Source organism: Streptomyces sp. BBFR25 (assembly GCF_044590125.1).
Lineage (GTDB): Bacteria > Actinomycetota > Actinomycetes > Streptomycetales > Streptomycetaceae > Streptomyces > Streptomyces canus_D.
The window spans coordinates 5,347,334-5,371,573 of the sequence record NZ_CP172447.1 but is presented as its reverse complement, the minus strand read 5'-3'; the positions used below and the strand labels follow the sequence as shown (position 1 = coordinate 5,371,573).

The following is a 24,240-nucleotide window of genomic DNA, read 5'->3' as shown; positions in this document are numbered from 1 at the left end:
GCCCGGAAGACTGGCGGGAACGTTCCGAGGCGGAGCCCTGAGCAGAACCGGGGCGGAACCGAAACACAGGCGGAGGCACGATGGCGCAGAGCGGTACGACGGCCCCGGGGGCCGGTGAGGAACACCAGCTGAGGCGCAGTCTGGGCTTCAGGGACCTGGTGGTCTACGGCCTGCTGTTCATCGCGCCGATGGCGCCGGTCGGCGTGTTCGGCACGCTGGACGCCAAGTCGCACGGCGCGGTGGCCCTCGTCTACATCGTCGCCACGATCGCGATGGCGTTCACCGCATTCAGCTACGCGCAGATGGTGCGGGTGGTCCCCCAGGCGGGCTCGGTGTTCGCATACGCGCGCGCGGGGCTCGGCAACGGGGCCGGGTTCATCGCCGGGTGGATGGCGATGCTGGACTACGTCCTCATCCCGGCGGTGGCGTACCTCTTCTCCGGCATCGCGATGGAGGCGCTGGTCCCGGAGGTGTCGCGGTGGGTGTGGACGGCGATCGCGGTCGTCGTCACGACGCTGCTGAACCTGTGGGGGGTGCGGGCGGCGGCCCGGGTGGGCTTCCTGGTGCTCGCCATGGAGATCGTCGTACTGATCGTCTTCGTGGCCACGGCGATCGTGGTCCTGGCGCAGGACGGGGCCGAGCGCGACTGGCTGTCGCCGCTGTCGGGGGACGGCACGCAGGGGGCGTTCGCGCTGTCGGCGGTGGTCGGCGCGGTGTCGGTGGCGGTGCTGTCGTACCTGGGCTTCGACGCGATCGCCACCTTCGCCGAGGAGGTCACCGGGGGTTCGGCGAAGGTCGCGCGGGCGCTGCTCTTCTGTCTGGCGCTGGCGGGCGTGCTGTTCGTGGCGCAGACGTACCTGGTGGCACTCCTGGAGCCGGTGTCGTCGGCTCAGCTGGCGGCGGAGCCGGAGCGGCAGGGGTCGGCGTTCTACGACGCCGTGGACGCGTCGGTGGGCACGTGGCTGCACGATCTGGTGGCGGTGAGCAAGGCGATCGGCGCGGCGTTCGCGGCGCTGGCCGGACAGGCGGCGGCCGGGCGGCTGCTGTTCGCGATGGGCCGCGACCGGCGGCTGCCGCGGGTGCTGTCGCGGACGGACGCCGGGGTGCCGCGCGTGGCCCTGCTGGTGTCGGCGGTGATCACGATGGCGGCCGCGGTGTGGGCGGCGCGCCGGGACGACGGTCTCGACCACCTGGTCTCGGTGGTCGACGTCGGCGCGCTGACCGCGTTCACGCTGCTCCACGCGAGCGTGGTGGGCTGGTTCGTGGTGCGGCGCGGCGGGGAAGCGGTGAGCTGGTGGCGGCATCTGCTGATGCCGGTGCTCGGCGCGGCGATCACGGTCGCGGTGATCGTGGAGGCGTCACGGACCGCGCAGGTGGTCGGGGCGATCTGGCTTGCGGTGGGGCTGGTGGTGCTGGCGGTGCAGTGGAGGGGGCGGAGGGATGCGGACCGGGCGGGCGTGTGAGAGGGGCGGACGCGGAGGGCCGGATTGTCGGACCCGGCCGTTACGCTCGGGCGCATGGCTGCCAACTCGTCCCCCGAAAGTCCGCTGCCCGTGGGCGAGGTCTCACGGCTGATCGGGGGCTGGATCGACCGGCTCGGCGCGGTCTGGGTCGAGGGGCAGATCACCCAGTTGTCGCGGCGGCCGGGCGCCGGCGTGGTGTTCCTGACGCTGCGCGACCCGTCGTACGACATCTCCGTGAGCGTGACCTGTTACCGGCAGGTGTTCGACGCCGTGGCGGACGTGGTGGGCGAGGGCGCCCGGGTGGTCGTGCACGCCAAGCCGGAGTGGTACGCGCCGCGGGGGCAGCTGTCGCTGCGGGCCGCCGAGATCAAGCCGGTGGGCGTCGGTGAGCTGCTCGCGCGGCTGGAGCAGCTGAAGAAGTCCCTCGCGCGCGAGGGCCTGTTCGCGGCCGAGCGCAAGAAGCCGCTGCCGTTCCTGCCGCAGCTGGTGGGCCTGGTGTGCGGGCGGGCCTCGGCGGCCGAGCGGGACGTCCTGGAGAACGCCCGGCACCGCTGGCCCGCCGTCCGCTTCGAGGTGCGCAACGTCCCGGTGCAGGGTGTACACGCGGTGCCGCAGGTGGTGCAGGCGGTGAAGGAGCTGGACGCGCTGGACGACGTGGACGTGATCGTCGTCGCGCGGGGCGGCGGCAGCGTGGAGGACCTGCTGCCGTTCTCCGACGAGCAGCTGGTGCGGGCGGTGGCCGCCTGTCGTACGCCGGTCGTCTCGGCGATCGGCCACGAGCCGGACAGCCCGCTGCTCGACCTGGTCGCCGACCTGCGCGCCTCCACGCCGACCGATGCCGCGAAGAAGGTCGTGCCGGACGTCGGCGAGGAGTACGAGCGGGTACGGCTGCTGCGGGACCGCGCCCGGCGGTGCGTGGCGGCGTTCGTCGACCGCGAGGAGCGGGGGCTGGCCCACGCGCTGGCCCGGCCGTCGATACAGGATCCGCACCGGATGATCGAGGAGCGGGCCGAGCAGGTGGCGGCGCTGCTGGACCGGAGCCGCCGTTCGCTGCGGCACCACCTCGACCGGGCCGACTCCGAGCTGACGCACACGCACGCGCGCGTGGTGGCCCTCTCCCCCGCCGCGACCCTCAAGCGCGGGTACGCGGTGCTCCAGCGGGCCGACGGCCACGCGGTCCGCGACCCCGGCGAGGTGGAGCCCGGCGAGACGCTGCGCGCCCGGGTCTCCGAGGGCGATTTCTCCGTACGAGTCGACGCATAGGGTGGGTGGATGACCAGCGAGGTGGAGCAGCCGACGGCGATGTCCGAGGCGCTCGGGTACGAGCAGGCGCGGGACGAGCTGATCGAGGTCGTCCGGCGGCTGGAGGCCGGCGGTACGACGCTGGAGGAGTCGCTCGCCCTGTGGGAGCGGGGCGAGGAGCTGGCGAAGGTCTGCCGCCGCCGCCTGGACGGCGCCCGGGCCCGCCTGGACGCGGCGCTGGCCGAGGAGGAGACGGGCCCGGAGGACACGGCCGCCGGGAGCGACGACGCCCTCTAGGGGCCCCTAGAGGGGGCGTGGCGTGTGGATCAGACCCGCCCCAGCCCCCTTGGCGCAGGCCGGGCGGGCGGGCGGTGGACCTGAGGCCGCCCATCAGGAGGTTCAGCAGGCTGCCGGCCTTGGCCTCGTGCTCGGGCCGGGGGGCCACGGCGAAGATGCCGATGAGCGAGGCGGCGATGTCTGCGGCGGAGGCGTCGGAGCGGAGGTCGCCCGCCGCGCGGCCGGCGTCGAGGATCGTGGTGATGGCCGTCAGCAGCTCGGTCCGGGTCCGCGCATGGGCGATCTCGCCCGACTCGATCATCGTGAGCAGCGTGTCGAGCATGCCGTTCCTGGTCGCGATCCAGTCCCCGAACAGGTCCATCCAGCGCCGCAGCGCCACCGCCGGGGGCAGCTCGCCGAGCAGCTCACGGGCGCCGGCGGCGTCCCGGACGGCCGCGTCTGCACCATCGCGGGGCAGGTCGACGGCGTGCCCGCCGGTCAACGGCGCGAACGCGGCCCGCGGCGCCCTGGAGGAGATCGCCCGCCTGGTCGCGGCGGGGCCGGCCGCGAGTGCCCGTCGCGGCGAGCTTCCCGGTCGAGCGGATTCGCGGCGCGGGCGAGCTTCAGGCCGGTCGGCACGTGCGGGGCAAGGTCGTCATCGACCTCTGGCCGTCATCGCCCACTGGACGCACCGCAGCGCGTCTACCCCTCCTTACCGGCTCCCTCGGCCAGGGTGTGCGCGACGAGCGCGTTGGCGTGCCCGTGGCCCAGGCCGTGCTCGGTCTTGAGCCAGGCGACCAGCTCCATGTGCTTCGTGAGCGGAGAGGAGCGGATGAGGTCCTTCCACTCCGCGACCGGGCGGCCGTACTTCTTCTCGATGGACGGGAAGTACGAGGCCGGGCCCTTCACGGCGGCGGTCATGTCGATGCGCTCCCTGCGTATGAGGTACGAGTGGTGATGCGCCCTGTAGACCACGGCCGGTGCCGGAAGTGATCGTCGGCCAGCTGTGACGCGTGTCACTCCACCTTCAGTGAGGTGAACCGGGGCCACTGCCGCTCCGGCCCTTCGTCGCGCACGCTGAGCGAGAAGCCGCCGTACCCCTCCGCCGCCCGCCACCGGCCCGCGCGGACCGTCGTACAGGGGTCGCCGTCGACGCTCACCCGCACCTGCCGGGGGGTCACGGAGACGGTGATCCGGTGCGTGGCGGCGGAGTCGAGCCGGCAGGTCCGCCGCTCGTCGGCGCCGTTCGTCCCCGGGCCGCTCGTGGTGAGGCTCGCCGTGTTGCGGCCGACGGAGAGCGCCACCGGGTGCTCGCTGCCCGCCCGTACGGTGATGCCGACGCTGTTCGAGGTACCGCGCAGGCCCTCGACGGTGGCGCGCAGGCGGTAGTCGGCCCAGTCGGCCGTGGCGAGGGGCGGTAGTCGGCCGACACGTAGTTGGTGCCGCCCGCGGGAGGGCTGTCGCGGCGGCGCGGCTGCTGCGCGGTCCGGCGCCGCCGACCAGGCGCGGGGTGCGTTCGGGGGTGTGGCGTTCGTTGCCGGGGTCGATCCGTTCGGGGGCGAAGGCGACGTACACGTCCTCGTCGACGGTGAGCCCGCGGGCCCGCAGCGGTTCGACCAGCAGGTCGCGGGTGGTGCCGACATAGCTGGTGGAGGTGAGCACGATCAGCTGGCCGGACACGGCGTGCTCCACCACCGAGGCGCAGGCGGAGGAGAGCGCGGTGAGGTCGGGCTCGCGCCGGGCGTCGACGGGGGTGGGCACACAGATGACGACGGCGTCGGCGTCGCGCACCGCCGTGGCGTCCGGGGTGAGCCGGAAGCGTTCGCCGGCCGTCGCGCAGGCGAGCTGCGCGTGGTGCAGCGGGAGCAGGTCCACGGCTCCGCGCGCGATGTCCCGCAGCCGGTCCGGGCTGCTGTCGATGCCGACAACGGTGGCGCCCGCGTCGGAGAGGGCGAGTGCGGTGGGGAGTCCCACATAGCCGAGTCCGACGACCGCGACGATCGGTCCGGATGCATCAAGGTGTGAGTGGTCTGGCTTGAATTTCACATCGTCATATAGGAGCACCGCCCGGAAACCTCGTTTTCTCGACACACAGGCCGCCGGAAACGCCAGGGCTCCTTCACCCAGGCGGGCGTGTGAAGCGGATCACCACGGTCCCCTTTTTGTTGAAGCTTGAACTTCTTTGGCGTAGTGTCGCCCGCGTCAAAAGGGCTCCCCGGTCCCCACGCCGCGCGGAGCCGACGCACCCCCGGAGAAAGATCACGCATGCCTCTCGTTCTTGACCCCGCCGCCCAGGACCTGCTGTTCCGCGAGGCCCGCACCGCGAACACCTTCACCGACGAGCCGGTGACCGACGAGCAGGTGCAGGCGATCTACGACCTGGTCAAGTACGGCCCGACCGCCTTCAACCAGTCGCCGCTGCGCGTCACGCTGGTCCGCTCCCCCGAGGCCCGCGAGCGCCTGGTCGCGCACATGGCGGAGGGCAACCGGCCCAAGACGGCCGCCGCCCCGCTGGTCGCGATCCTGTCCGCGGACAACGAGTTCCACGAGGAGCTGCCGGCGCTCTTCCCGCACTTCCCGCAGGCCAAGGACGCCTTCTTCAGCGAGCGTCCGGTCCGCGAGGGCGCGGCCACCCTGAACGCCGCCCTCCAGGCCGCCTACTTCATCGTCGGCGTCCGCGCCGCCGGGCTGGCCGCCGGACCGATGACCGGGTTCGACTTCGAGGGCGTGCGCAAGGAGTTCCTGGACGACGACCACACCCCGCTGATGGTCGTCAACATCGGCCGTCCGGGCCCGGACGCCTGGTTCCCGCGCTCCCCGCGCCTGGCCTACGACCAGGTCGTCACCACGGTCTGAGCCACGCGGCACGGCACGCGCGACGAAGCCCCCGGCACCTCGCCGGGGGCTTCGTCATGTCTCGTGGGCCGAGCCGAGCCGGGCCGCGCTGCCCGGTCAGGTCAGGTCAGGTCAGGTCAGGTCAGCTTCAGTGCCGCCGCCATCTTGCCGAGCTGCTCGAACGACCCGGTGCCGGCCACCACCGTCGTCGCGCCCTTCATGTCGTCGGCGCCGTGCAGGACCAGCGCGTCGTACCGGCCGCCCGTGTACCGCGTCCAGGTCCGGCCGCCGATCTCCTCGGTTCGCTCGGTCGCCTGCGCGCCCTGACTGGCGTCGTGGATGAAGGTGGACGCCTTCTTCGTGGACTGCTCGATCGCCACGTACTCGCCGTCGGGGGCGCTGAAGCCCAGGTGCCAGGCGTCGGAGTCGTCACCGCGGAAGCGGACGGAGGTCGGCTTCCACTCCTCGGACAGTCCCTCGGGCGCGGCCACCGGGTAGGACGCGGCGCGCTGCGCGGTCAGCAGCTCGACCCGGTAGTCGACCCGCTTGACGTCCGGTTCGCTGTCGTCGTGCGGAATGAACATCCAGATCACGCCCGCGGCCAACACGATGACCCCGAGGGAGAGGATCATGTCCCGGGCCGACTTCTGCTTGCCTTTCATACCTGCCACGCCCCCTATCGTCGCAGGTGCCTGATCCGCTCATACGTGGGGTCCCCTGCTCATTTTGTCGGACTGACGATAGAGTCTTGGCCACACCCTCATCCGGCCGTCGTCGTATCAGAAAGGTGCGTTCCGATGACCGAGCATCATCTCCCGTCCGAGCTGGACGTCCCCTCAGAGGCCCCCGACCGCAACCTCGCCATGGAGCTGGTGCGGGTCACCGAAGCCGCGGCGATGGCCGCCGGCCGCTGGGTCGGGCGCGGTGACAAGAACGGCGCCGACGGTGCCGCGGTGCGCGCCATGCGGACCCTCGTCCACACCGTCTCGATGAACGGCGTCGTCGTCATCGGCGAGGGCGAGAAGGACGAGGCCCCGATGCTCTTCAACGGGGAGCGGGTCGGCGACGGGACCGGGGCCGAGGTCGACATCGCCGTCGACCCGATCGACGGCACGACGCTGACCGCCAACGGCATGACCAACGCGATCGCGGTGCTGGCCGCCGCCGAGCGCGGTTCCATGTTCGACCCGTCCGCGGTCTTCTACATGGACAAGCTGGTCACGGGGCCCGAGGCCGCCGACTTCGTCGACATCAACGCGCCCGTCGCCGTGAACATCCGCCGGATCGCCAAGGCCAAGCGGCGCACTCCGGAGGACGTGACCGTCGTCATCCTCGACCGGCCGCGGCACCAGGGCCTCATCAAGGAGGTCCGGGAGACCGGCGCCCGGATCAAGCTGATCTCCGACGGCGATGTGGCCGGCTCCATCCTGGCGCTGCGCGAGGGCACGGGCATCGACCTGCTGCTCGGCATCGGCGGCACGCCGGAGGGCATCATCTCGGCCTGCGCCGTGAAGTGCCTGGGTGGCACCATCCAGGGCAAGCTGTGGCCCAAGGACGACGAGGAGCGGCAGCGGGCCGTCGACGCGGGGCACGACCTGGACCGGGTGCTGACCACGGACGACCTGGTCTCCGGGGACAACGTCTTCTTCGTGGCGACCGGCATCACCGACGGGGAGCTGCTGCGGGGGGTGCGGTACCGGTCGGAGACGGCGACGACCGACTCGATCGTGATGCGGTCGAAGTCGGGGACGGTGCGGCGGATCGACTCCGAGCATCGGCTGAGCAAGCTGCGGGCGTACAGCGCGGTGAATTTCGACCGGGCGAAGTAGACTCCGTCGGTTTCGCGGGGGCCCACTGGGGTGGGGATGCCTGTCGTGTGGCGGCTGCGGCGCCGTCGTGGCTGGTCGCGCAGTTCCCCGCGCCCCTGGGTGGCTGCGGTGCCCGGCGTTGAAAGGGCACCCTCTGTGTGGAGAGGGTGCCCTTTGGGGTTTCTGGGGTTTTAGCCGGCCGCGGCTATGCGGCCCGTGGTGCGGGCGGCCTTCTTGAGTTCTACGTCGCGGCGGCGGCGCCGGGCCAGGACCACGCGGCGTTCGGCGGCGGTGAGGCCGCCCCAGACGCCGTAGGGCTCGGGTTGCAGGAGGGCGTGCTCGCGGCACTCCACCATGACCGGGCAGCGCGCGCAGACGCGCTTGGCGGCCTCTTCGCGGGAGAGGCGGGCGGCGGTCGGTTCCTTGGAGGGGGCGAAGAACAGTCCGGCCTCGTCGCGCCGGCACACCGCCTCGGTGTGCCAGGGAGCGTCTTGGTCCCTGTCCCGCACGGGCACCCGCTGGGCCGGAACGGCAGCTACCTGCAGGGACGAATGCGGCGGTTGCAGCACGGGTCTACTCCTGACGACGGCTTCGCGAGCGAGAGACGATGGGTCAAGGCTTACCCGCTGTACGCGCGCCTATGCACTGGGTACCCCACCGCTGCCGGTGCCGCCGCTACAGGTGCTTGCGCACACCCTTCTCCACCCGCCGGTGCACCCGGTCGAGGATGTCCGCGACGACCTTGCCGCGCTTGGGGCGGGCCTCGACGCTGCCCAGCACGGCCCAGCCGTCCACGTAGATGACGGGGGCCTCGGCCTCGCTGGAGTCGAGGGTGTGGACCTCGAAACTGCCGAGCACGCTGCCGCCCGCGCCCCGCACCGACACGTTCTCCGGGACGCGCACCTCGACGCTGCCGAAGACGGAGAACGCCTTGATGACGACCTGCTGGTACTCGAAGACCGCCTCGCTGAGGTCGATCTCGACGCTGCCGAACACGGCGTAGGCGTGGATGCGGCGGTTCGCCCGCCAGCGGCCCTTGCGGACGGCGCTGCTGAAGACCGCCACCACGTTCTCGTCGGGCTCGGCCGGGATGGCGCCGACGGTGGGGCGGTTGGGGGCCGGGGCGGAGGTGTCCCGGGTGCGGTGGGCGGCGGGCAGGTCCCGGACGAAGACGTCCAGCTCGCCGACGGTCTTGGCGGCCAGCACGCCTTCGACGCGCTCGGCGTGCTCGTCGGCGGTGAGCCGTCCCTCGGCGAGGGCTTCGCGCAGCATGTCGGCGACGCGGTCGCGGTCGGCGTCCGAGGCGCGCAGCTCGGAGGTGCGCGGTGCGGCTGGGGCGTGCTTCTGAAGGTCCACGGCAGTAGCGTACCGAAACGCGATAGATCGCGACTAGCCCTGTGGACAACCTTGTCGCGGCCGACTGAGCCTTACCTCACCCGCTCGCGCCACGGGACAGGTTTTACGCTGGTTGGCGCTGCCAATGGAGGCCAGCCGTCGTTGCTGAGGAATCCAGCCGCGCGTGATGTCGAGTGAGGAATGGGCGAGATGCCTGAGTTCGCGTACACCGATCTGCTCCCCCAGGGCGAGGACACCACTCCGTACCGGCTGGTGACCGCCGAGGGCGTCTCCACCTTCGAGGCCGACGGGCGGACCTTCCTCAAGGTGGAGCCCGAGGCGCTGCGCAAGCTGGCGGAAGAGGCCATCCACGACATCCAGCACTACCTGCGCCCGGCCCACCTCGCGCAGCTGCGCCGCATCATCGACGACCCCGAGGCGTCGGGCAACGACAAGTTCGTGGCGCTGGACCTGCTGAAGAACGCGAACATCGCGGCGGCGGGTGTCCTGCCCATGTGCCAGGACACCGGCACGGCGATCGTCATGGGCAAGCGCGGGCAGAACGTGCTCACGGCGGGCGGCGACGAGGAGGCCCTGAGCCGCGGCATCTACGACGCGTACAAGAACCTCAACCTGCGCTACTCGCAGATGGCTCCGCTCACCATGTGGGAGGAGAAGAACACCGGCTCCAACCTCCCGGCGCAGATCGAGCTGTACGCGACCGACGGCGGCGCCTACAAGTTCCTCTTCATGGCGAAGGGCGGCGGTTCGGCCAACAAGTCGTTCCTCTACCAGGAGACGAAGGCCGTCCTGAACGAGTCCTCCATGATGAAGTTCCTGGAGGAGAAGATCCGCTCGCTCGGCACGGCCGCCTGCCCGCCGTACCACCTGGCGATCGTCGTCGGCGGCACCTCGGCCGAGTACGCGCTGAAGACCGCGAAGTACGCCTCCGCGCACTACCTGGACGAGATCCCGGCCGAGGGCTCGGAGCTGGGGCACGGCTTCCGGGACAAGGAGCTGGAGGAGAAGGTCTTCGAGCTGACCCAGAAGATCGGCATCGGCGCGCAGTTCGGCGGCAAGTACTTCTGCCACGACGTGCGCGTGGTGCGGCTGCCCCGGCACGGGGCGTCCTGCCCGGTCGCCATCGCGGTGTCCTGCTCGGCCGACCGGCAGGCCGTCGCGAAGATCACCGCCGAGGGCGTCTTCCTGGAGCAGCTGGAGACCGACCCGGCGCGGTTCCTGCCGGAGACCACGGACGAGCACCTGGACGAGGCCGGAGACGTCGTCGAGGTCGACCTCAACCGGCCCATGGACGACATCCTCGCCGAGCTGACCAAGCACCCGGTCAAGACCCGGCTGTCGCTGACCGGCCCGCTGGTGGTGGCCCGCGACATCGCGCACGCCAAGATCAAGGAGCGGCTGGACGCGGGCGAGGAGATGCCGCAGTACCTCAAGGACCACCCGGTGTACTACGCCGGTCCGGCGAAGACGCCCGAGGGGTACGCGTCGGGGTCCTTCGGGCCGACGACCGCCGGGCGCATGGACTCCTACGTGGAGCAGTTCCAGGCGGCGGGCGGCTCCAAGGTGATGCTGGCCAAGGGCAACCGGAGCAAGCAGGTCACCGACGCGTGCGACACGCACGGCGGCTTCTACCTGGGCTCCATCGGCGGCCCCGCGGCCCGGCTCGCGCAGGACTGCATCAAGAAGGTGGAGGTCGTCGAGTACGAGGAGCTGGGCATGGAGGCGGTCTGGAAGATCGAGGTCGAGGACTTCCCGGCGTTCATCGTGGTGGACGACAAGGGCAACGACTTCTTCCAGGACCCGGCGCCCGCGCCGACGTTCACGACGATTCCGGTGCGGGGGCCGGGGCTGGCGTAGCCCGTCCCTCCGGCGTTCGGGAGCGGGGTCCGGGGGAGCGAATCCAGCCCTCCTCCGGAACATCCGCACCGCCCCGCACGCTGTACCGGGTATGAGTGACTACCGCATCGAGCACGACTCCATGGGCGAGGTCCGCGTGCCCGCCCACGCCAAGTGGCGGGCCCAGACCCAGCGGGCGGTGGAGAACTTCCCCGTCTCCGGGCAGCGCATCGAGCGCGCGCACATCGAGGCGCTCGCGCGGATCAAGGGCGCGGCGGCCAAGGTCAACGCCGACCTGGGGGTGCTCGACGCGGACGTCGCCGCCGCGATCCGGGAGGCGGCCGGCGAGGTCGCCGAGGGGAAGTGGGACGAGCACTTCCCCGTCGACGTGTTCCAGACCGGGTCCGGGACCTCGTCCAACATGAACACCAACGAGGTCCTCGCGACCCTGGCCACCGAGCGCCTCGGCCGCGACGTGCACCCCAACGACCACGTCAACGCCTCCCAGTCGTCCAACGACGTCTTCCCGTCCTCGATCCACATCGCCGCGACCGCCGCCGTCACCCGCGACCTGATCCCGGCCCTCGACCACCTCGCCGCCGCCCTGGAGCGCAAGGCGGCGGAGTTCGCCGACGTGGTGAAGTCCGGGCGTACGCACCTCATGGACGCCACGCCCGTCACCCTGGGCCAGGAGTTCGGCGGGTACGCGGCGCAGGTGCGGTACGGCATCGAGCGGCTGAACGCGTCCCTCCCCCGCCTCGCCGAGCTGCCGCTGGGCGGCACCGCCGTCGGCACCGGCATCAACACCCCGCCCGGCTTCTCCGCCGCCGTCATCGAGGAGGTGGCCCGCGCGACCGGGCTGCCGCTGACCGAGGCGCGGGACCACTTCGAGGCGCAGGGCGCCCGGGACGGCATCGTCGAGACGAGCGGGCAGCTGCGGACCATCGGCGTCGGGCTGACGAAGATCGCCAACGACCTGCGGTGGATGGCGTCCGGGCCGCGCACCGGGCTCGCGGAGATCTCCCTGCCCGACCTCCAGCCCGGCTCGTCCATCATGCCCGGCAAGGTCAACCCGGTGATCCCGGAGGCGGTCCTGATGGTCGCCGCCCAGGTCACCGGCAACGACGCGACGGTCGCCGCGGCCGGGGCGGCCGGCAACTTCGAGCTGAACGTGATGCTGCCGGTCATCGCCAAGAACGTACTGGAGTCGGTGCGGCTGCTCGCCAACGTCTCCCGGCTGCTCGCCGACCGGACCGTGGACGGGATCGTCGCCCACGCCGAGCGGGCCCGCGAGTACGCCGAGTCGTCGCCGTCCGTGGTCACGCCGCTCAACAAGTACATCGGGTACGAGGAGGCCGCCAAGGTGGCCAAGAAGGCGCTGGCCGAGCGCAAGACGATCCGTCAGGTCGTGCTGGAGGGCGGCTACGTCGAACGCGGCGACCTGACGCACGAACAGCTGGACGAGGCGCTGGACGTGCTGCGGATGACCCGTCCGTGAGGAAGCCCCCGGCGCGGGCCGGCGGCGGTCCGGGGGGCGTGCGCCGGCGCACGCTCGCGCGATCTTCGGGGCGTCGCTTGGCCAGGGCACCTAATATCTCTCCATGGCAGACGGAGAAGCGGTGAGCGCGGCGGCGGGGCCGGGAGCTGACGGTCCGGCGGGCCCGGCGGCCCCCTGGGCTCCCGGCAGTCAGATCCTGTGGCGGTACCGGGAGAACGGCGGACCGCACCCGCACATCGCGCGCCCCGTCACCGTCGTACGGGACGACGCCGAACTGCTCGCCGTGTGGCTGGCGCCCGGCACCGAGTGCGTGAAGCCGGTCCTCGCCGACGGCACGCCCGTGCACCTGGAACCGCTGGCCACGCGCTACACCAAGCCGCGCACCGTACAGCGCGACCGGTGGTTCGGCACGGGGGTGCTGAAGCTGGCGAGACCCGGCGCGGCCTGGTCGGTGTGGCTGTTCTGGGACCCGGGCTGGCGGTTCAAGAACTGGTACGTGAACCTGGAGGAGCCGCTCACCCGCTGGGAGGGCGGGGTCGACTCGGAGGACCACTTCCTGGACATCTCCGTCCACCCGGACCGCACCTGGTACTGGCGGGACGAGGACGAGTTCGCGCAGGCCCAGCGGGACCGGCTGGTGGACCCGGCGCTGGCCGGGCGGGTGCGCCGGGCGGGGCGGGCCGCGGTCGCGGAGATCCGGGCCTGGGGGTCGCCGTTCGCCGACGGCTGGGAGCACTGGCGGCCCGATCCGGCGTGGCCGGTACCGTCCCTGCCGGGCGACTGGGATCGCACGCCCGCGCACGTCTCCTCATGAGACCCTTGATGTGCCCCCCGGCAACAAACGTAGGATCGTCCTCCGCAATGAGCGCGGCAGCGGCAACCGGCGGAGCGTGCGCTGTGCTTGACCGATCGTCACCGAGGGGCGGCAGGACGTGAGCGAGGGGTACGAGGGCAACACGCAGACGGACCGCGGAAGGTCCGCCGGTGACACAGGAACAGCCTCTGACCACGCGGGAACCCCGTTCCTTGGGCACGGATTGCGGGTATCGGGATTTCTGCGGGACGAACTGCACGCGCCGCGCGCAGTCCCGGACGGATGGATTCGACACGCGTGACGGAGCACCCGACCTCCTTCGACCGCCCCTCGACGGGCGCCGACCCCACGGATCCCCGCGGGGCGCTCCTGCCTGACCCCGTGCCGCCGCGCGCCTCCGGGCCCGCGTTACCGGCCCAGGGGCGCGCCGGTCAGACGCCGCCCGCCGCGGGCGAGGACGCCGCGGGGGCCTTCGAACACTCCCAGCCGGGCGCCGAGCAGGCCGCCGAGCCCGACGCACACCGCCCGCGGCCCGCGTCCGAGGGCGTCCCGGCCCAGCCGGACGGCGGGCAGCCGGGCGGTGCGCCGACGGGTGACACGCCCTCCGCGGGCGTCACCCCGGGCGGCGTCTCCACGGACGGGATGCCCGCCGACGGCAGATCCGCGGACGGCGGGGAGACCGGTCTGGTGCAGCCGGGCCCGGGGACGGCGGCCGGCGCCGCGGGCCCGGGCCGCCGTGGCGCACCACCGGAGCCCGACCGGCGTATCGGACAGCCCACCGCGCCCGGCCGGCCCACGCCGATGCGGCGGGACGGGGACCGGCTGCGGTTCGTGGGTGCCGCGACCCGGCGGATCGCCCGGGGCATGGACCTCGACGAGATCGTGATGGGGCTGTGCCGGGCCACCGTGCCCACGTTCGCGGACGCCATCCTGGTCTATCTGCGCGAGCCGCTGCCGGTCGGCGACGAGCGGCCCACCGGCCCCCTGGTCCTGCGGCTGCGGCGCACCGACCGCATACCGGCCGAGCGGGACACCGAGGGCGGCTTCACCCCCGCGGCCCCGCCGGAGCCCTCCGAGCTGGAGACGGTCGGCGCCGAGCTGTGCGAGGTGCGGCCGGGCAGCGCGCTGGCCGAGGTGCTGCGCGGGGTGCGCCCGGTGTTCACGGACACGCCCGCGGCCCGCGCCGCGCTGCCGGAACTGCTGGGCGAGGAGCGCGACTTCGCCCTGCCCGACGGCCGCAGGGCGATCCTCGCGCCGCTGCGCGGCCGACGCCGGGTGATCGGCGCCGCGCTGTTCCTGCGCGGCCCCGAGCGCGTCTCCTTCGAGGCCGACGACCTGCTGGTGGCCGCCCAACTCGCCACGCACAGCGCCCTCGGCATCGACAAGGCGGTGCTGTACGGGCGCGAGGCGTACATCGCCGACGAGTTGCAGCGCACGATGCTCCCGGAGAACCTGCCCCGCTGCACCGGCGTGCGGCTGGCCTCCCGCTACCTCCCGGCCGCCGAGACCGCGCGGGTCGGTGGCGACTGGTACGACGCCATCCCGCTGCCCGGCAGCCGGGTCGCGCTGGTCGTCGGGGACGTCATGGGCCACTCCATGACGTCGGCGGCCATCATGGGCCAGCTGCGGACCACGGCGCAGACCCTGGCCGGGCTCGACCTGCCGCCGCAGGAGGTGCTGCACCACCTGGACGAGCAGGCCCAGCGCCTGGGCACCGACCGCATGGCGACCTGCCTGTACGCGGTGTACGACCCGGTCTCGCACCGCATCACCGTCGCCAACGCCGGCCATCCGCCGCCGGTGCTGCTGCACCTGGGCGGCCACGCCGAGGTGCTGCGGGTGCCGGCCGGCGCCCCGATCGGGGTGGGCGGCGTTGACTTCGAGGCCGTGGAGCTGGACGCCCCGGCCGGTGCGACGCTGCTCCTGTACACGGACGGGCTGGTCGAGTCCCGGCTGCGGGACGTGTGGACCGGCATAGAGCAGCTGCGGGAGCGGCTGGCGGCGACCGCGCAGCTCACCGGTCCCGACCATCCGCCGCCCCTGGAAGCCCTGTGCGACGAGGTGCTCGACATGCTCGGCCCGGGCGACCGTGACGACGACATCGCGCTGCTCGCCGCCCGCTTCGACGGCATCGCGCCCAGCGACGTGGCGTACTGGTTCCTGGAGCCGGAGGACGCGGCGCCCGGAAAGGCCCGCCGACTGGCCCGGCGCGCGCTCGCCCGCTGGGGCATGGAGGACCTCACGGACTCCGTGGAGCTGCTCGTCAGCGAGGTCGTGACCAACGCGGTGCGGTACGCGTCGAAACCGGTCACCCTGCGGCTGCTGCGCACGGACGTGCTGCGCTGCGAGGTCGGCGACGACGTGCCGCAGCTGCCCCGGCTGCGGCAGGCACGCGCCACCGACGAGGGCGGGCGCGGGCTGTACCTGGTGAACCGGCTGGCCCGGCGCTGGGGCGCGACGCGGCTGAGCACGGGCAAGGTGGTGTGGTTCGAGCTGAACCGCGGCTGAGGAGTGTGAACGTGTGAAGGGGCGCCCGGTGAGCACCGGGCGCCCCTTCACACGTTTCCGCGACTCCTGACCGTCTACGGCACCCAGTCCCCGCCGGGGAACTCGGGCTCCCCCGACTCGGTGGAGCCGCCGCCGTCCGGTGGTGGTTCGGTGGACGGGCTGTTCGACGGCGAGTTCGTCGGCGACTCGGGCGGCTGCTCGGTCGTCGGGTCGGTCGACGGGGGTGCCTCGGTCGTCGGGTCCTTGGACGGGGGCGGTGCCTCGGTCGTCTCCTCGTGGGTCGGCGAGTTGCTCGGCGACGGGGAGGTGGACGGCGACTTGCTGGGCTTGACGGCGGCGCCCTGCTTGGTGTCCAGCTGGAACTTGGTGACCTCGTCCATGACGCCGAAGGTGTACGCGGCCCAGATCTCCGCCGGGGGGCCACCACCGTTGACGCGGTAGTCGACACCGGCGGCCTTGTACATCGGGACCTGCGGGTGCGGTGCCTTGTCGTCCTCGCCGAACAGGCCGACCGAGGTGACCAGACCCGGGGTGAAACCGGTGAACCAGGCCGACTTGTTGTTGTCCGACGTACCGGTCTTGCCCGCCACCTGCTGACCGTCGCGCAGCGGGTTCTCCCGCACCGACGTCCTGGCCGTACCGTCGTCGACCACGCCGGTGAGTACGGAGGTCACCGTGTCGGCGGCCTCCCGGCTGATGACCTCCTCACCGATCGGGTCGGGCATCTCGATGGTGCGGTCCTTGTGCTCGACCGACTTCACGATCTGCGGGGTGACCTTCTTGCCGTGGTTGTCGAGGGTGGCGTAGACGCCGGCCATCTCCAGCGGGCTGGCGCCCATACTGCCCAGGGTCTGCGCGGGCACGGCCTGCTCGCCCTCGGTGTCCATGCCGAGGTCGGCCGCGACCTTCATGACCTCGCTCATGCCGACGTCGATGCCCATCTGCGCGAAGACGGAGTTGACGGACTTGTTCATCGCCTCCTGGACGTCGATCTCGCCGTAGTCCCGGTCGTCCTCGTTGGGCGGTGCGAAGCCGACCTTCTGGTCGCCGTCCATCACGGGGCGCTCGCTGTCACCGTCGTAGAGGGTGCTGGCCGTGATCGGCACGCCGTCCTGGGTCTCGGCGTCGTGGTCGACGGCGGCGGCGAGGATCACCGGCTTGAAGGTGGAGGCGGGCTGGTAGTCGTCGCGGGTGGCGTTGTTGGTGTAGTGCTTCAGGTAGTTGACGCCGCCGTACATCGCCACGACGGAGCCCGTCTTGGGGTCGACGGAGACGGCACCGGCCTGGACGTCCGCGTCGACCTTGCGCTTGTCGGGGTCCAGCTTGCTGGTGAGTTTCTCCTTGACCGCCTTCTCCAGCGCGGCCTGCTTCTTCTGGTCGATGTTGAGGGTGACGGTGTAGCCGCCGAGGTCCACCAGGGCCTTGGCCTGCTCCATGTCCTCGGCGGCGCCCTGCGCGACGAGCTGCTTCCTGAGCGCGGCATTGGCCGCGTCCACCAGGTACCCGGTCTGGCCGTCCATCCCCGCGGCGGCCTTGGGCTCCTTCGGTGTCGGGAACGTCATGCCCTGCCGGTCGCCCGCGCTCAGCCACTTCTGCTCGACCATGTTGTCCAGGACGTAGTTCCAGCGCTCCTGGACCAGCTTCTTGCCGGTCTCGCTGGCGATCGCCCAGTCGTACTGGTTGGGCGCCTGGAGCAGCGCGGAGAGGTAGGCGCCCTGTTCGACCGTCAGGTCCTCGGCGTCGACGCGGTAGTAGGCCTGGGCGGCGGCCTGGATGCCGTAGGCGCCGCGGCCGTAGTAGCTGGTGTTGATGTAGCCGGCGAGGATGTAGTCCTTGGACTTCTCCCGGTCCAGCTTCAGCGAGATGACCAGTTCCTTCAGCTTGCGCGAGACCGTCTGTTCCTGGGTCAGGTAGTAGTTCTTGACGTACTGCTGGGTGATCGTCGAACCGCCCTGCGCGCCCTTGCCGGAGAGAGTGTTGAGCACACCGCGCGCGGTGCCCTTCAGATCGACGCCCGCGTCCTTGTAGAACGTCTTGTTCTCGGCGGCGACGAAGGTCCGCTGGACGTCCTTGGGAATCTTCGCGAGGTCGACGATCTCACGGTTGCGCTCGCCGGTGCGGGCCATGATGCTGCCGTCGCTGTACTTGTAGACATTGCTCTGCAGCTCGGCCTCGGGGTTGCCCTCGGGGATGTCGATCATCATGTACAGCACGATGAAGGCGCCCATGCCGAGCAGGCACAGGCCGAAGAACGTGCCGACGATCTTCTTCCACGTGAACAGCCGCCGTATCCGGCCCTTCCCGCCCGCGCCCGCGGCCGCACCCGCAGAACGGCGGCGTTTCGGCGCCGCGCGGCGTCCACCGCGCTGTCGCGCTTTTCTCTCTTCCGCTCGTCCCATGTGTCCGATCCGCTCCGCTTCGGTCTTCTGTGGGCACGTCTCGCTCACGCGTCACACAGGTTCGTCGCTCAGGTCAGCTCAGAAAGCTAACACCGGGAGATGTGACAAACGGCAACCGATCCGGCCTTGTACGGACGTGAGAATCAGCACCCGTTCCACAGGAACCGACGTACGAGAGGGGTTCAGGGTTGTGATCCGAGGGTAAAGTGATATCACTTAGTGAGCAAAGAGAGAACGGGGGACCACCCATGTCCACGCACGATGCCCCGCAGGTCACCGCCGATGTGCCCGAGATGCCGACGCCCCGGGTCCGCGAGAACCAGGCCCACAGCATCGGCGGCGGCTTCGCGCTGCTGCTGGGGCTGGTCGGGCTGCTGGTCGGCGCCGGCCTGATCGTCACCGCGACCGCGGTCGCCTCCACCGGCGGGAAGGCGGTGCTGATCATCGCGGGCGTCGTGATCGGCCTGGCCGCCTTCCTCGCGATGTGCGGGCTGAACATGGTGGCGCCGGGCGAGGCCCGCGTGGTGCAGCTCTTCGGGCGGTACCGGGGGACGATCCGGCAGGACGGCCTGCGGTGGGTCAACCCCCTCACCTCCCGCACCAAGATCTCGACGCGGGTGCGCAACCACGAGACGGCCGTCCTGAAGGTCAACGACGCCTACGGCAACCCCATCGAGCTGGCGGCGGTCGTGGTGTGGCGGGTGGAGGACACCGCGCAGGCCACCTTCGAGGTGGACGACTACGTCGAGTTCGTCTCCACCCAGACCGAGGCGGCCGTGCGGCACATCGCCATCGAGTACCCCTACGACGCCCACGACGAGGACGGCCTCTCGCTGCGCGGCAACGCCGAGGAGATCACCGAGAAGCTCGCCGTCGAGCTGCACGCGCGCGTGGAGGCGGCCGGGGTGCAGATCATCGAGTCCCGCTTCACGCACCTCGCGTACGCGCCGGAGATCGCCTCGGCGATGCTCCAGCGCCAGCAGGCCGGTGCGGTGGTCGCGGCGCGGCGGCAGATCGTGGACGGCGCGGTCGGCATGGTCGAGGCGGCGCTCGCCCGGATCAGCGAGCAGGACATCGTGGAGCTGGACGACGAGCGGAAGGCGGCGATGGTGTCCAACCTGATGGTCGTGCTCTGCGGGGACCGTGCCGCCCAGCCGGTCCTGAACACGGGGACGCTCTACCAGTGACGACCCCGTCCGAGGGCTCCGCGCCGTCCGAGGAGCCGGCACCGAAGCGTCGGCCCCGGCAGCGCAAGCAGGTGCTGCTGCGGCTCGACCCGCAGGTGTACGAGGCACTGGCCCGCTGGGCGGGCGACGAACTGCGGTCGGCCAACGCCCAGATCGAGTTCCTGCTCCGCAGGGCGCTGGCGGAGGCCGGCCGGCTGCCCGGCGACACCGGGCCGCTGCCGCGCCGCGGCCGCCCGCCGGGGGGCGGCGGCCCGGGGGCCGCGCCACCACCCTGACCCCCTTCGTCGGCCGCACCCCCGCAGCGATGCGGAGGTGCGGCCTCCGTCGTAGCGGAACCGTGACAATCGCCTCCGACCTGCGGTTCGGCCACCGACGTGAACCCGGGGCCACGACCTCTGCACCGTGCGTATACATGGGGCGTATACACCGTGTGTAGAGTGCTCGGCATGTCCATCGGTCACACCCTCCTGGGACTCCTGGAGTCCGGGCCGCGCCACGGTTACGACCTCAAGCGCGCCTTCGACGAGAAGTTCGGTCACGACCGGCCGCTGCACTACGGCCAGGTCTACTCGACGATGTCCCGCCTGCTGAAGAACGGCCTCGTCGTGGTCGACGGCATCGAGGCGGGCGGCGGTCCCGAACGCAAGCGGTACGCGATCACCGACGAGGGGATCACCGACGTACAGCGGTGGCTCGCCACGCCGGAGAAGCCCGAGCCGTACCTCCAGTCGACGCTGTACACCAAGGTCGTCCTCGCGCTGCTCACCCACCGCGACGCCGCCGACATCCTCGACACCCAGCGTTCGGAACACCTGCGCAGCATGCGCATCCTCACCGACCGCAAGCGCAAGGGCGACCTCGCGGACCAGCTCATCTGCGACCACGCCCTCTTCCATCTCGAGGCCGACCTGCGCTGGCTGGAACTGACCGCCGCGCGCCTCGACAAGCTCCGTGAGGCGGTAACCCGATGACTCCCCCCGCAGGTTCCCTGCTCTCCGCCGAGGCGCTCCGCAAGGCCTACGGTCCCACCCTCGCCCTCGACGGCGCCGAGTTCTCCATCCACCCCGGCGAGGTCGTCGCCGTGATGGGCCCCTCCGGGTCCGGCAAGTCGACGCTGCTGCACTGCCTCGCCGGCATCGTGCCGCCCGACTCCGGGACGATCACGTACAACGGGCGCGAGCTGTCGGCGATGTCCGACGCCCAGCGCAGCGCGCTGCGCCGCTCGGACTTCGGGTTCGTGTTCCAGTTCGGCCAGTTGGTGCCGGAGCTGACCTGCGTCGAGAACGTCGCCCTCCCGCTGCGTCTGAACGGCACCTCGCGCAAGGAGGCCGAGCGGGCCGCGCTGACCTGGATGGAGCGGCTGGAGGTCGACGACCTCCGGAAGAAGCGGCCCGGCGAGGTCTCCGGCGGCCAGGGCCAGCGGGTCGCGGTGGCCCGCTCGCTGGTCACCAACCCGCGCGTGCTCTTCGCGGACGAACCGACCGGCGCCCTGGACTCCCTCAACGGGGAGCGCGTGATGGAACTCCTCACGGACGCCGCCCGCTCCACCAACGCCGCGGTCGTGCTGGTCACGCACGAGGCACGGGTGGCCGCCTACTCCGACCGCGAGATCGTCGTACGGGACGGCAAGTCCAGGGACATGGAGCGGGTCGTATGAACGTGCGCCAGTGGGCGGCCGACCTGACGCTGGGTGTCCGCTTCGCCTTCACCGGGGGGCGCGAGGGCTGGACCCGGGCCGTGCTGACGGCGATCGGCGTCGGGCTCGGCGTGGCGCTGCTGCTGCTGACGACGGCGATCCCGAACGCGCTGAACGTCCGGCACGAGCGGGAGGCGGCGCGCTCCGACATCACCTTCGCCTCCGACCCGATGCCGAAGGCGAACGACACGCTCGTGATCGCCCGGGTCGACGACTACTTCCGCGAGGACGACCTCCGGGGCCGGGCCCTGGAGCCCGAGGGACCGCGGGCACCGCTGCCGCCGGGCGTGGAGAAGTTCCCGGCGGTGGGCGAGATGGTGGTCTCCCCCGCCCTGAAGGAACTGCTGGACTCGGACTCCGGCGCGCTGCTGCGCGAGCGGCTGCCGGACCGGATCGTCGGCACGATCGCGGAGGACGGGCTGATCGGCTCGGCCGAACTCGCCTACTACCGGGGCGCGGAGGGGCTCGCCGAGCAGATCTCCCAGGGCCGGGTCGAGCGCATCGACCGGTTCGGCGACCCGGAGCCCGGGGAGGAGGACTCCGACCCGGTGCTGCTCCTGCTGGTCCTGGTCGTCTTCGTGGTGCTGCTGATGCCGGTCGCGGTGTTCATCGCCGCCGCCGTGCGGTTCGGCGGCGAGCGGCGGGACCGGCGGCTCGCGGCGCTGCGCCTGGTGGGCTCCGACAGCCGCATGACCCGGCGCATCGCGGCCGGTGAGGCCCTGGCAGGCGCGGTCCTCGGACTGGTGTTCGGCGCCGCGTTCTTCATGGTCGGGCGGCAACTCGCGGGCAGCGCCGAGGTGTTCCGCATCAGCGTGTTCCCCAGCTATCTGAACCCCTCGCCGCTGCTGGCCCTGCTGGTCGCGGTGGCGGTCCCGGCGGCGGCGGTGCTGGTGACGCTGTTCGCGCTGCGCGGGGTGGTCATCGAGCCGCTCGGCGTGGTGCGCGCGGGCCGGCCGGCCCGGCGCCGGTTGTGGTGGCGGCTGGTCCTGCCGCTGGCCGGACTGGCGATGCTCTACCCGATGATCGGCAACGGCCGCGAGAACGGCGACTTCAACCAGTACCTGGTGACCGGTGGTGTCGTCCTGCTCCTGGTGGGCGTGACCGCGCTGCTGCCGTGGATCGTGGAGAGTGTCGTCGCCCGCCTCGGATCCGGCGGCGTGGCCTGGCAGCTGGCCGTGCGCAGGCTCCAGCTGAGCAGCGGTACGGCGGCCCGCATGGTCAACGGCATCGCGGTGGCCGTGGCCGGGGCGATCGCCCTGCAGATGCTGTTCGCCGGTGTGGACGACGACTACACCAAGTCCACCGGGCAGGACGTGTCGCGGGCCCAGATGGAGGTGACCCTGTCGAGCGGGGTCGAGAGGGAGCCGGCGGCCGAGAAGTTCCGCGACACCCAGGGGGTGCGGGCGGTCTACGCCTTCTCCGAGGGCTACCTGGGCGACCGCGCCCACGACCCGGAGCACGGCACGATGATCACCGTGGGCGACTGCGCGTCGCTGCGGGAGATCTCCCGGCTGACCTCGTGCGCGGACGGGGACGTGTTCGCCGTCCACGGTGCCGAGTGGGACACCGGGGAGGACATGACGAAGCTGGCCGCACCCGGCCGGAAGCTGTACGCCGACCCGTCCTACGAGGGCGGCCCGAAGCACCCGGCGGTCCCCTGGACGGTGCCGCAGGGCATCAAGGCGGCGAAGGCGCGTCCGGGGCTGGTGGCCGGGACCGACCGGGGCGGCTTCCTGATCACGCCGGGGGCGCTGCCGGACGCGCTCGCCACGACGCTGGACGGGCACGCCTACCTCAAGCTGGACGAGTCGGTGCCGGACGTGCAGGACCGGGTCCGCAACGCCGCGTCGGGCATCGACCGGCTGGCGGACACCGTGACGTGGGCGGAGACGGAGCGGACCGACCGGTTCGACACCATCCGCACCGGTCTCTTCGTCGGCGCGGCGTGTGTGCTGGCGCTGATCGGCGCCAGTCTGCTGGTCTCGCAGCTGGAGCAGTTGCGCGAGCGGAAGAAGCTGCTGTCGGCCCTGGTCGCCTTCGGCACCCGGCGCCGCACGCTGAGCCTTTCGGTGCTGTGGCAGACGGCGATTCCCATCGTGCTCGGCCTGCTGCTCTCCATGGTCGTGGGCCTGACCCTGGGCACGGTGCTGCTGAAGATGACGAGCACTCCGGTGCGCGTCGACTGGACCGGCGTCCTGTCCATGACCGGCATCGGCGCCGCGGTCGTCCTCGCGGTGACGCTGTGCAGCCTGCCGCCGCTGCTGCGGCTGATGCGGCCGGAGGGGCTGCGCACGGAGTAGCACCGCCGGTGTCCGCGGCCGAGGGACCGAGCGACCGCCCTGCCGGGTGGTGGCCCGGTCCCTCAGTCGTGCACCGTCCGGACCGGCAGGTCCGCCATCGCCTCCCTGAGGGCCACCGCCAGTTCCCCGTACTCCGCCGAGCGGGCCGCGCCCGTGCGCATGGCGAGGGCGATGCGGCGGGTGGGGGCCGGGTCGGTGAAGGACGCGGTGAGGAGCTGGCTGGAGCGGGAGGTCTCCACGCGGACGGCGGTGCGCGGCAGCAGCGTCACCCCGAGGCCGCCCGCCACCAGCTGCACCAGCGTGGACAGTCCGGCGGCCGAGGTCGTCGCCGGGACGCCCGCGCGGCCCGCCTCGCGGCAGATGTCGAGGGCCTGGTCGCGCAGGCAGTGCCCCTCGTCGAGCAGCAGCAGCTTCAGCTCGCGCAGCACCGAGCGTTCGAGGCCCTCCCGGCCGCCGAGCCGGTGGTCGAGCGGTGTGACCAGGACGAAGTCCTCGTCGAAGAGCGGGAGTTCGCTGACGCCGGGCACGCCCAGGGGGACCGCGAGCAGCAGCAGGTCGAGGCGGCCGGTGGTGAGTCCGTCCAGCAGGCTCGCGGTCTGCTCCTCGTGGACCTGGAGGTCGAGGTCGGGGTAGCGGTCGTGCACCAGCCGCAGCACCGTCGGCAGCAGATACGGCGCCACGGTCGGGATGACGCCGAGCCGCAGCGCGCCGGTGAAGGGCGCCCGGACCGCCTCCGCCTCCTCCAGGAGCGCGCCGACCTCCGCCAGGACCGCCTTGGCCCGCACCGCGAGCCGTTCCCCGGCCGGCGAGAGCAGCACCTTGCGCGTCGTACGCTCCAGGAGCGTGACACCCAGTGCCTCCTCCAGGGCGGAGACGGCGCCCGAGAGCGCCGGCTGGCTCATGCCGATCGCGGCGGCGGCATCGCGGAAATGCAGGTGCTCGGCGACCGCGTCGAAAGCCCGCAGCTGGGCGAGGCTGGGCTGCCTCTTCTTACTGGACACTAATAGCCACCTCCGATCAAC

At 71.9% G+C, this 24,240-nt stretch carries 21 protein-coding genes and 2 pseudogenes; 14 read left to right on the top strand and 9 right to left on the bottom strand.

Annotation, left to right across the window (positions count from 1 at the left end):
* Positions 1-80: 80 nt before the first annotated feature.
* From ACGH52_RS24700 to ACGH52_RS24690, 3 genes are read left to right on the top strand one after another with little or no spacing between them, the layout of a single operon-like run.
* Positions 81-1,463: an APC family permease gene (locus ACGH52_RS24700; RefSeq protein ID WP_210977842.1), complete on the top strand. Its 1,383-nt coding sequence runs from the start codon at positions 81-83 to the stop codon at positions 1,461-1,463.
* 54 nt (positions 1,464-1,517) lie between these two features.
* Entirely contained in the window at positions 1,518-2,726 is a 1,209-nt protein-coding gene (xseA, locus tag ACGH52_RS24695) for an exodeoxyribonuclease VII large subunit (RefSeq protein WP_210977841.1), read from the top strand.
* Between the two features lie 9 nt (positions 2,727-2,735).
* Positions 2,736-3,002, top strand: a complete 267-nt coding sequence (locus ACGH52_RS24690; RefSeq protein ID WP_076976072.1) for an exodeoxyribonuclease VII small subunit — start codon at positions 2,736-2,738, stop codon at positions 3,000-3,002.
* A 91-nt stretch (positions 3,003-3,093) separates the two neighbouring features.
* Here ACGH52_RS24690 and ACGH52_RS24685 read toward each other — a convergent pair.
* From ACGH52_RS24685 to ACGH52_RS24670, 4 genes and pseudogenes are all read right to left on the bottom strand, one after another.
* Positions 3,094-3,381 (bottom strand): annotated as a pseudogene (locus ACGH52_RS24685) (TetR/AcrR family transcriptional regulator); the annotation flags it as partial.
* A gap of 302 nt (positions 3,382-3,683) precedes the next feature.
* A complete protein-coding gene (locus tag ACGH52_RS24680; protein ID WP_076976071.1) occupies positions 3,684-3,902 on the bottom strand; it encodes a DUF4287 domain-containing protein in 219 nt (72 codons plus the stop codon).
* Positions 3,903-3,997: 95 nt separating this feature from the next.
* Complete coding sequence (locus ACGH52_RS24675) at positions 3,998-4,285, bottom strand: hypothetical protein (RefSeq protein ID WP_399947063.1); 288 nt, start codon at positions 4,283-4,285, stop codon at positions 3,998-4,000.
* 214 nt (positions 4,286-4,499) lie between these two features.
* Positions 4,500-4,955 (bottom strand): annotated as a pseudogene (locus tag ACGH52_RS24670) (NAD(P)-binding domain-containing protein); the annotation flags it as partial.
* A 291-nt stretch (positions 4,956-5,246) separates the two neighbouring features.
* Here ACGH52_RS24670 and ACGH52_RS24665 point away from each other — a divergent pair.
* Complete coding sequence (locus ACGH52_RS24665) at positions 5,247-5,837, top strand: malonic semialdehyde reductase (protein WP_399942402.1); 591 nt, start codon at positions 5,247-5,249, stop codon at positions 5,835-5,837.
* Between the two features lie 116 nt (positions 5,838-5,953).
* Here the strand turns inward: ACGH52_RS24665 and ACGH52_RS24660 are convergent, their stop codons facing one another.
* Positions 5,954-6,478: a DUF4245 domain-containing protein gene (locus ACGH52_RS24660; protein ID WP_076976065.1), complete on the bottom strand. Its 525-nt coding sequence runs from the start codon at positions 6,476-6,478 to the stop codon at positions 5,954-5,956.
* 135 nt (positions 6,479-6,613) lie between these two features.
* Between ACGH52_RS24660 and glpX the strand changes: the two genes are divergently transcribed.
* On the top strand, positions 6,614-7,645 hold the full coding sequence (glpX, locus tag ACGH52_RS24655) for a class II fructose-bisphosphatase (RefSeq protein ID WP_076976064.1): 1,032 nt from the start codon (positions 6,614-6,616) through the stop codon (positions 7,643-7,645).
* A 170-nt stretch (positions 7,646-7,815) separates the two neighbouring features.
* Here glpX and ACGH52_RS24650 read toward each other — a convergent pair whose 3' ends face one another.
* Both ACGH52_RS24650 and ACGH52_RS24645 read right to left on the bottom strand, forming a co-directional pair.
* A complete protein-coding gene (locus ACGH52_RS24650; protein ID WP_052840899.1) occupies positions 7,816-8,193 on the bottom strand; it encodes a WhiB family transcriptional regulator in 378 nt (125 codons plus the stop codon).
* Between the two features lie 106 nt (positions 8,194-8,299).
* Positions 8,300-8,980 carry a DUF1707 domain-containing protein gene (locus tag ACGH52_RS24645; RefSeq protein ID WP_076976063.1) on the bottom strand — a complete coding sequence of 227 codons (681 nt, stop codon included), beginning with the start codon at positions 8,978-8,980 and terminating at the stop codon, positions 8,300-8,302.
* Positions 8,981-9,169: 189 nt separating this feature from the next.
* Here ACGH52_RS24645 and ACGH52_RS24640 point away from each other — a divergent pair, with 189 nt between their 5' ends.
* The 4 genes from ACGH52_RS24640 (at position 9,170) to ACGH52_RS24625 (ending at position 15,636) form a co-directional block, all read left to right on the top strand.
* Entirely contained in the window at positions 9,170-10,837 is a 1,668-nt protein-coding gene (locus ACGH52_RS24640) for a fumarate hydratase (RefSeq protein ID WP_171987371.1), read from the top strand.
* 91 nt (positions 10,838-10,928) lie between these two features.
* Positions 10,929-12,314: an aspartate ammonia-lyase gene (locus ACGH52_RS24635; protein ID WP_076976061.1), complete on the top strand. Its 1,386-nt coding sequence runs from the start codon at positions 10,929-10,931 to the stop codon at positions 12,312-12,314.
* Positions 12,315-12,417: 103 nt separating this feature from the next.
* A complete protein-coding gene (locus ACGH52_RS24630) occupies positions 12,418-13,128 on the top strand; it encodes a DUF402 domain-containing protein (protein ID WP_076976060.1) in 711 nt (236 codons plus the stop codon).
* Positions 13,129-13,425: 297 nt separating this feature from the next.
* Complete coding sequence (locus tag ACGH52_RS24625; RefSeq protein WP_399942396.1) at positions 13,426-15,636, top strand: SpoIIE family protein phosphatase; 2,211 nt, start codon at positions 13,426-13,428, stop codon at positions 15,634-15,636.
* Between the two features lie 74 nt (positions 15,637-15,710).
* Here the strand turns inward: ACGH52_RS24625 and ACGH52_RS24620 are convergent, their stop codons facing one another.
* The gene (locus ACGH52_RS24620; protein WP_399942393.1) at positions 15,711-18,035 is read right to left on the bottom strand and encodes a transglycosylase domain-containing protein; all 2,325 of its coding nucleotides are present in this window, start codon (positions 18,033-18,035) and stop codon (positions 15,711-15,713) included.
* Between the two features lie 248 nt (positions 18,036-18,283).
* On the opposite strand from ACGH52_RS24620, the gene ACGH52_RS24615 reads away from it, so the two are divergent.
* From ACGH52_RS24615 to ACGH52_RS24595, 5 genes are all read left to right on the top strand, one after another.
* Positions 18,284-19,222: an SPFH domain-containing protein gene (locus tag ACGH52_RS24615; protein ID WP_059300889.1), complete on the top strand. Its 939-nt coding sequence runs from the start codon at positions 18,284-18,286 to the stop codon at positions 19,220-19,222.
* On the top strand, positions 19,219-19,497 hold the full coding sequence (locus ACGH52_RS24610; RefSeq protein ID WP_121701616.1) for a hypothetical protein: 279 nt from the start codon (positions 19,219-19,221) through the stop codon (positions 19,495-19,497). The genes ACGH52_RS24615 and ACGH52_RS24610 overlap by 4 nt, the downstream gene beginning before the upstream one ends.
* Positions 19,498-19,668: 171 nt before the next feature.
* Entirely contained in the window at positions 19,669-20,193 is a 525-nt protein-coding gene (locus ACGH52_RS24605) for a PadR family transcriptional regulator (protein WP_003973941.1), read from the top strand.
* Complete coding sequence (locus tag ACGH52_RS24600) at positions 20,190-20,879, top strand: ABC transporter ATP-binding protein (protein ID WP_399942389.1); 690 nt, start codon at positions 20,190-20,192, stop codon at positions 20,877-20,879. The genes ACGH52_RS24605 and ACGH52_RS24600 overlap by 4 nt, the downstream gene beginning before the upstream one ends.
* Positions 20,876-23,218 carry an ABC transporter permease gene (locus ACGH52_RS24595; RefSeq protein WP_399942386.1) on the top strand — a complete coding sequence of 781 codons (2,343 nt, stop codon included), beginning with the start codon at positions 20,876-20,878 and terminating at the stop codon, positions 23,216-23,218. The genes ACGH52_RS24600 and ACGH52_RS24595 overlap by 4 nt, the downstream gene beginning before the upstream one ends.
* A 62-nt stretch (positions 23,219-23,280) precedes the next feature.
* On the opposite strand, the gene ACGH52_RS24590 is transcribed toward ACGH52_RS24595, so the two are convergent.
* Entirely contained in the window at positions 23,281-24,219 is a 939-nt protein-coding gene (locus ACGH52_RS24590) for a LysR substrate-binding domain-containing protein (protein WP_121701615.1), read from the bottom strand.
* Between the last annotated feature and the right edge of the window lie 21 nt (positions 24,220-24,240).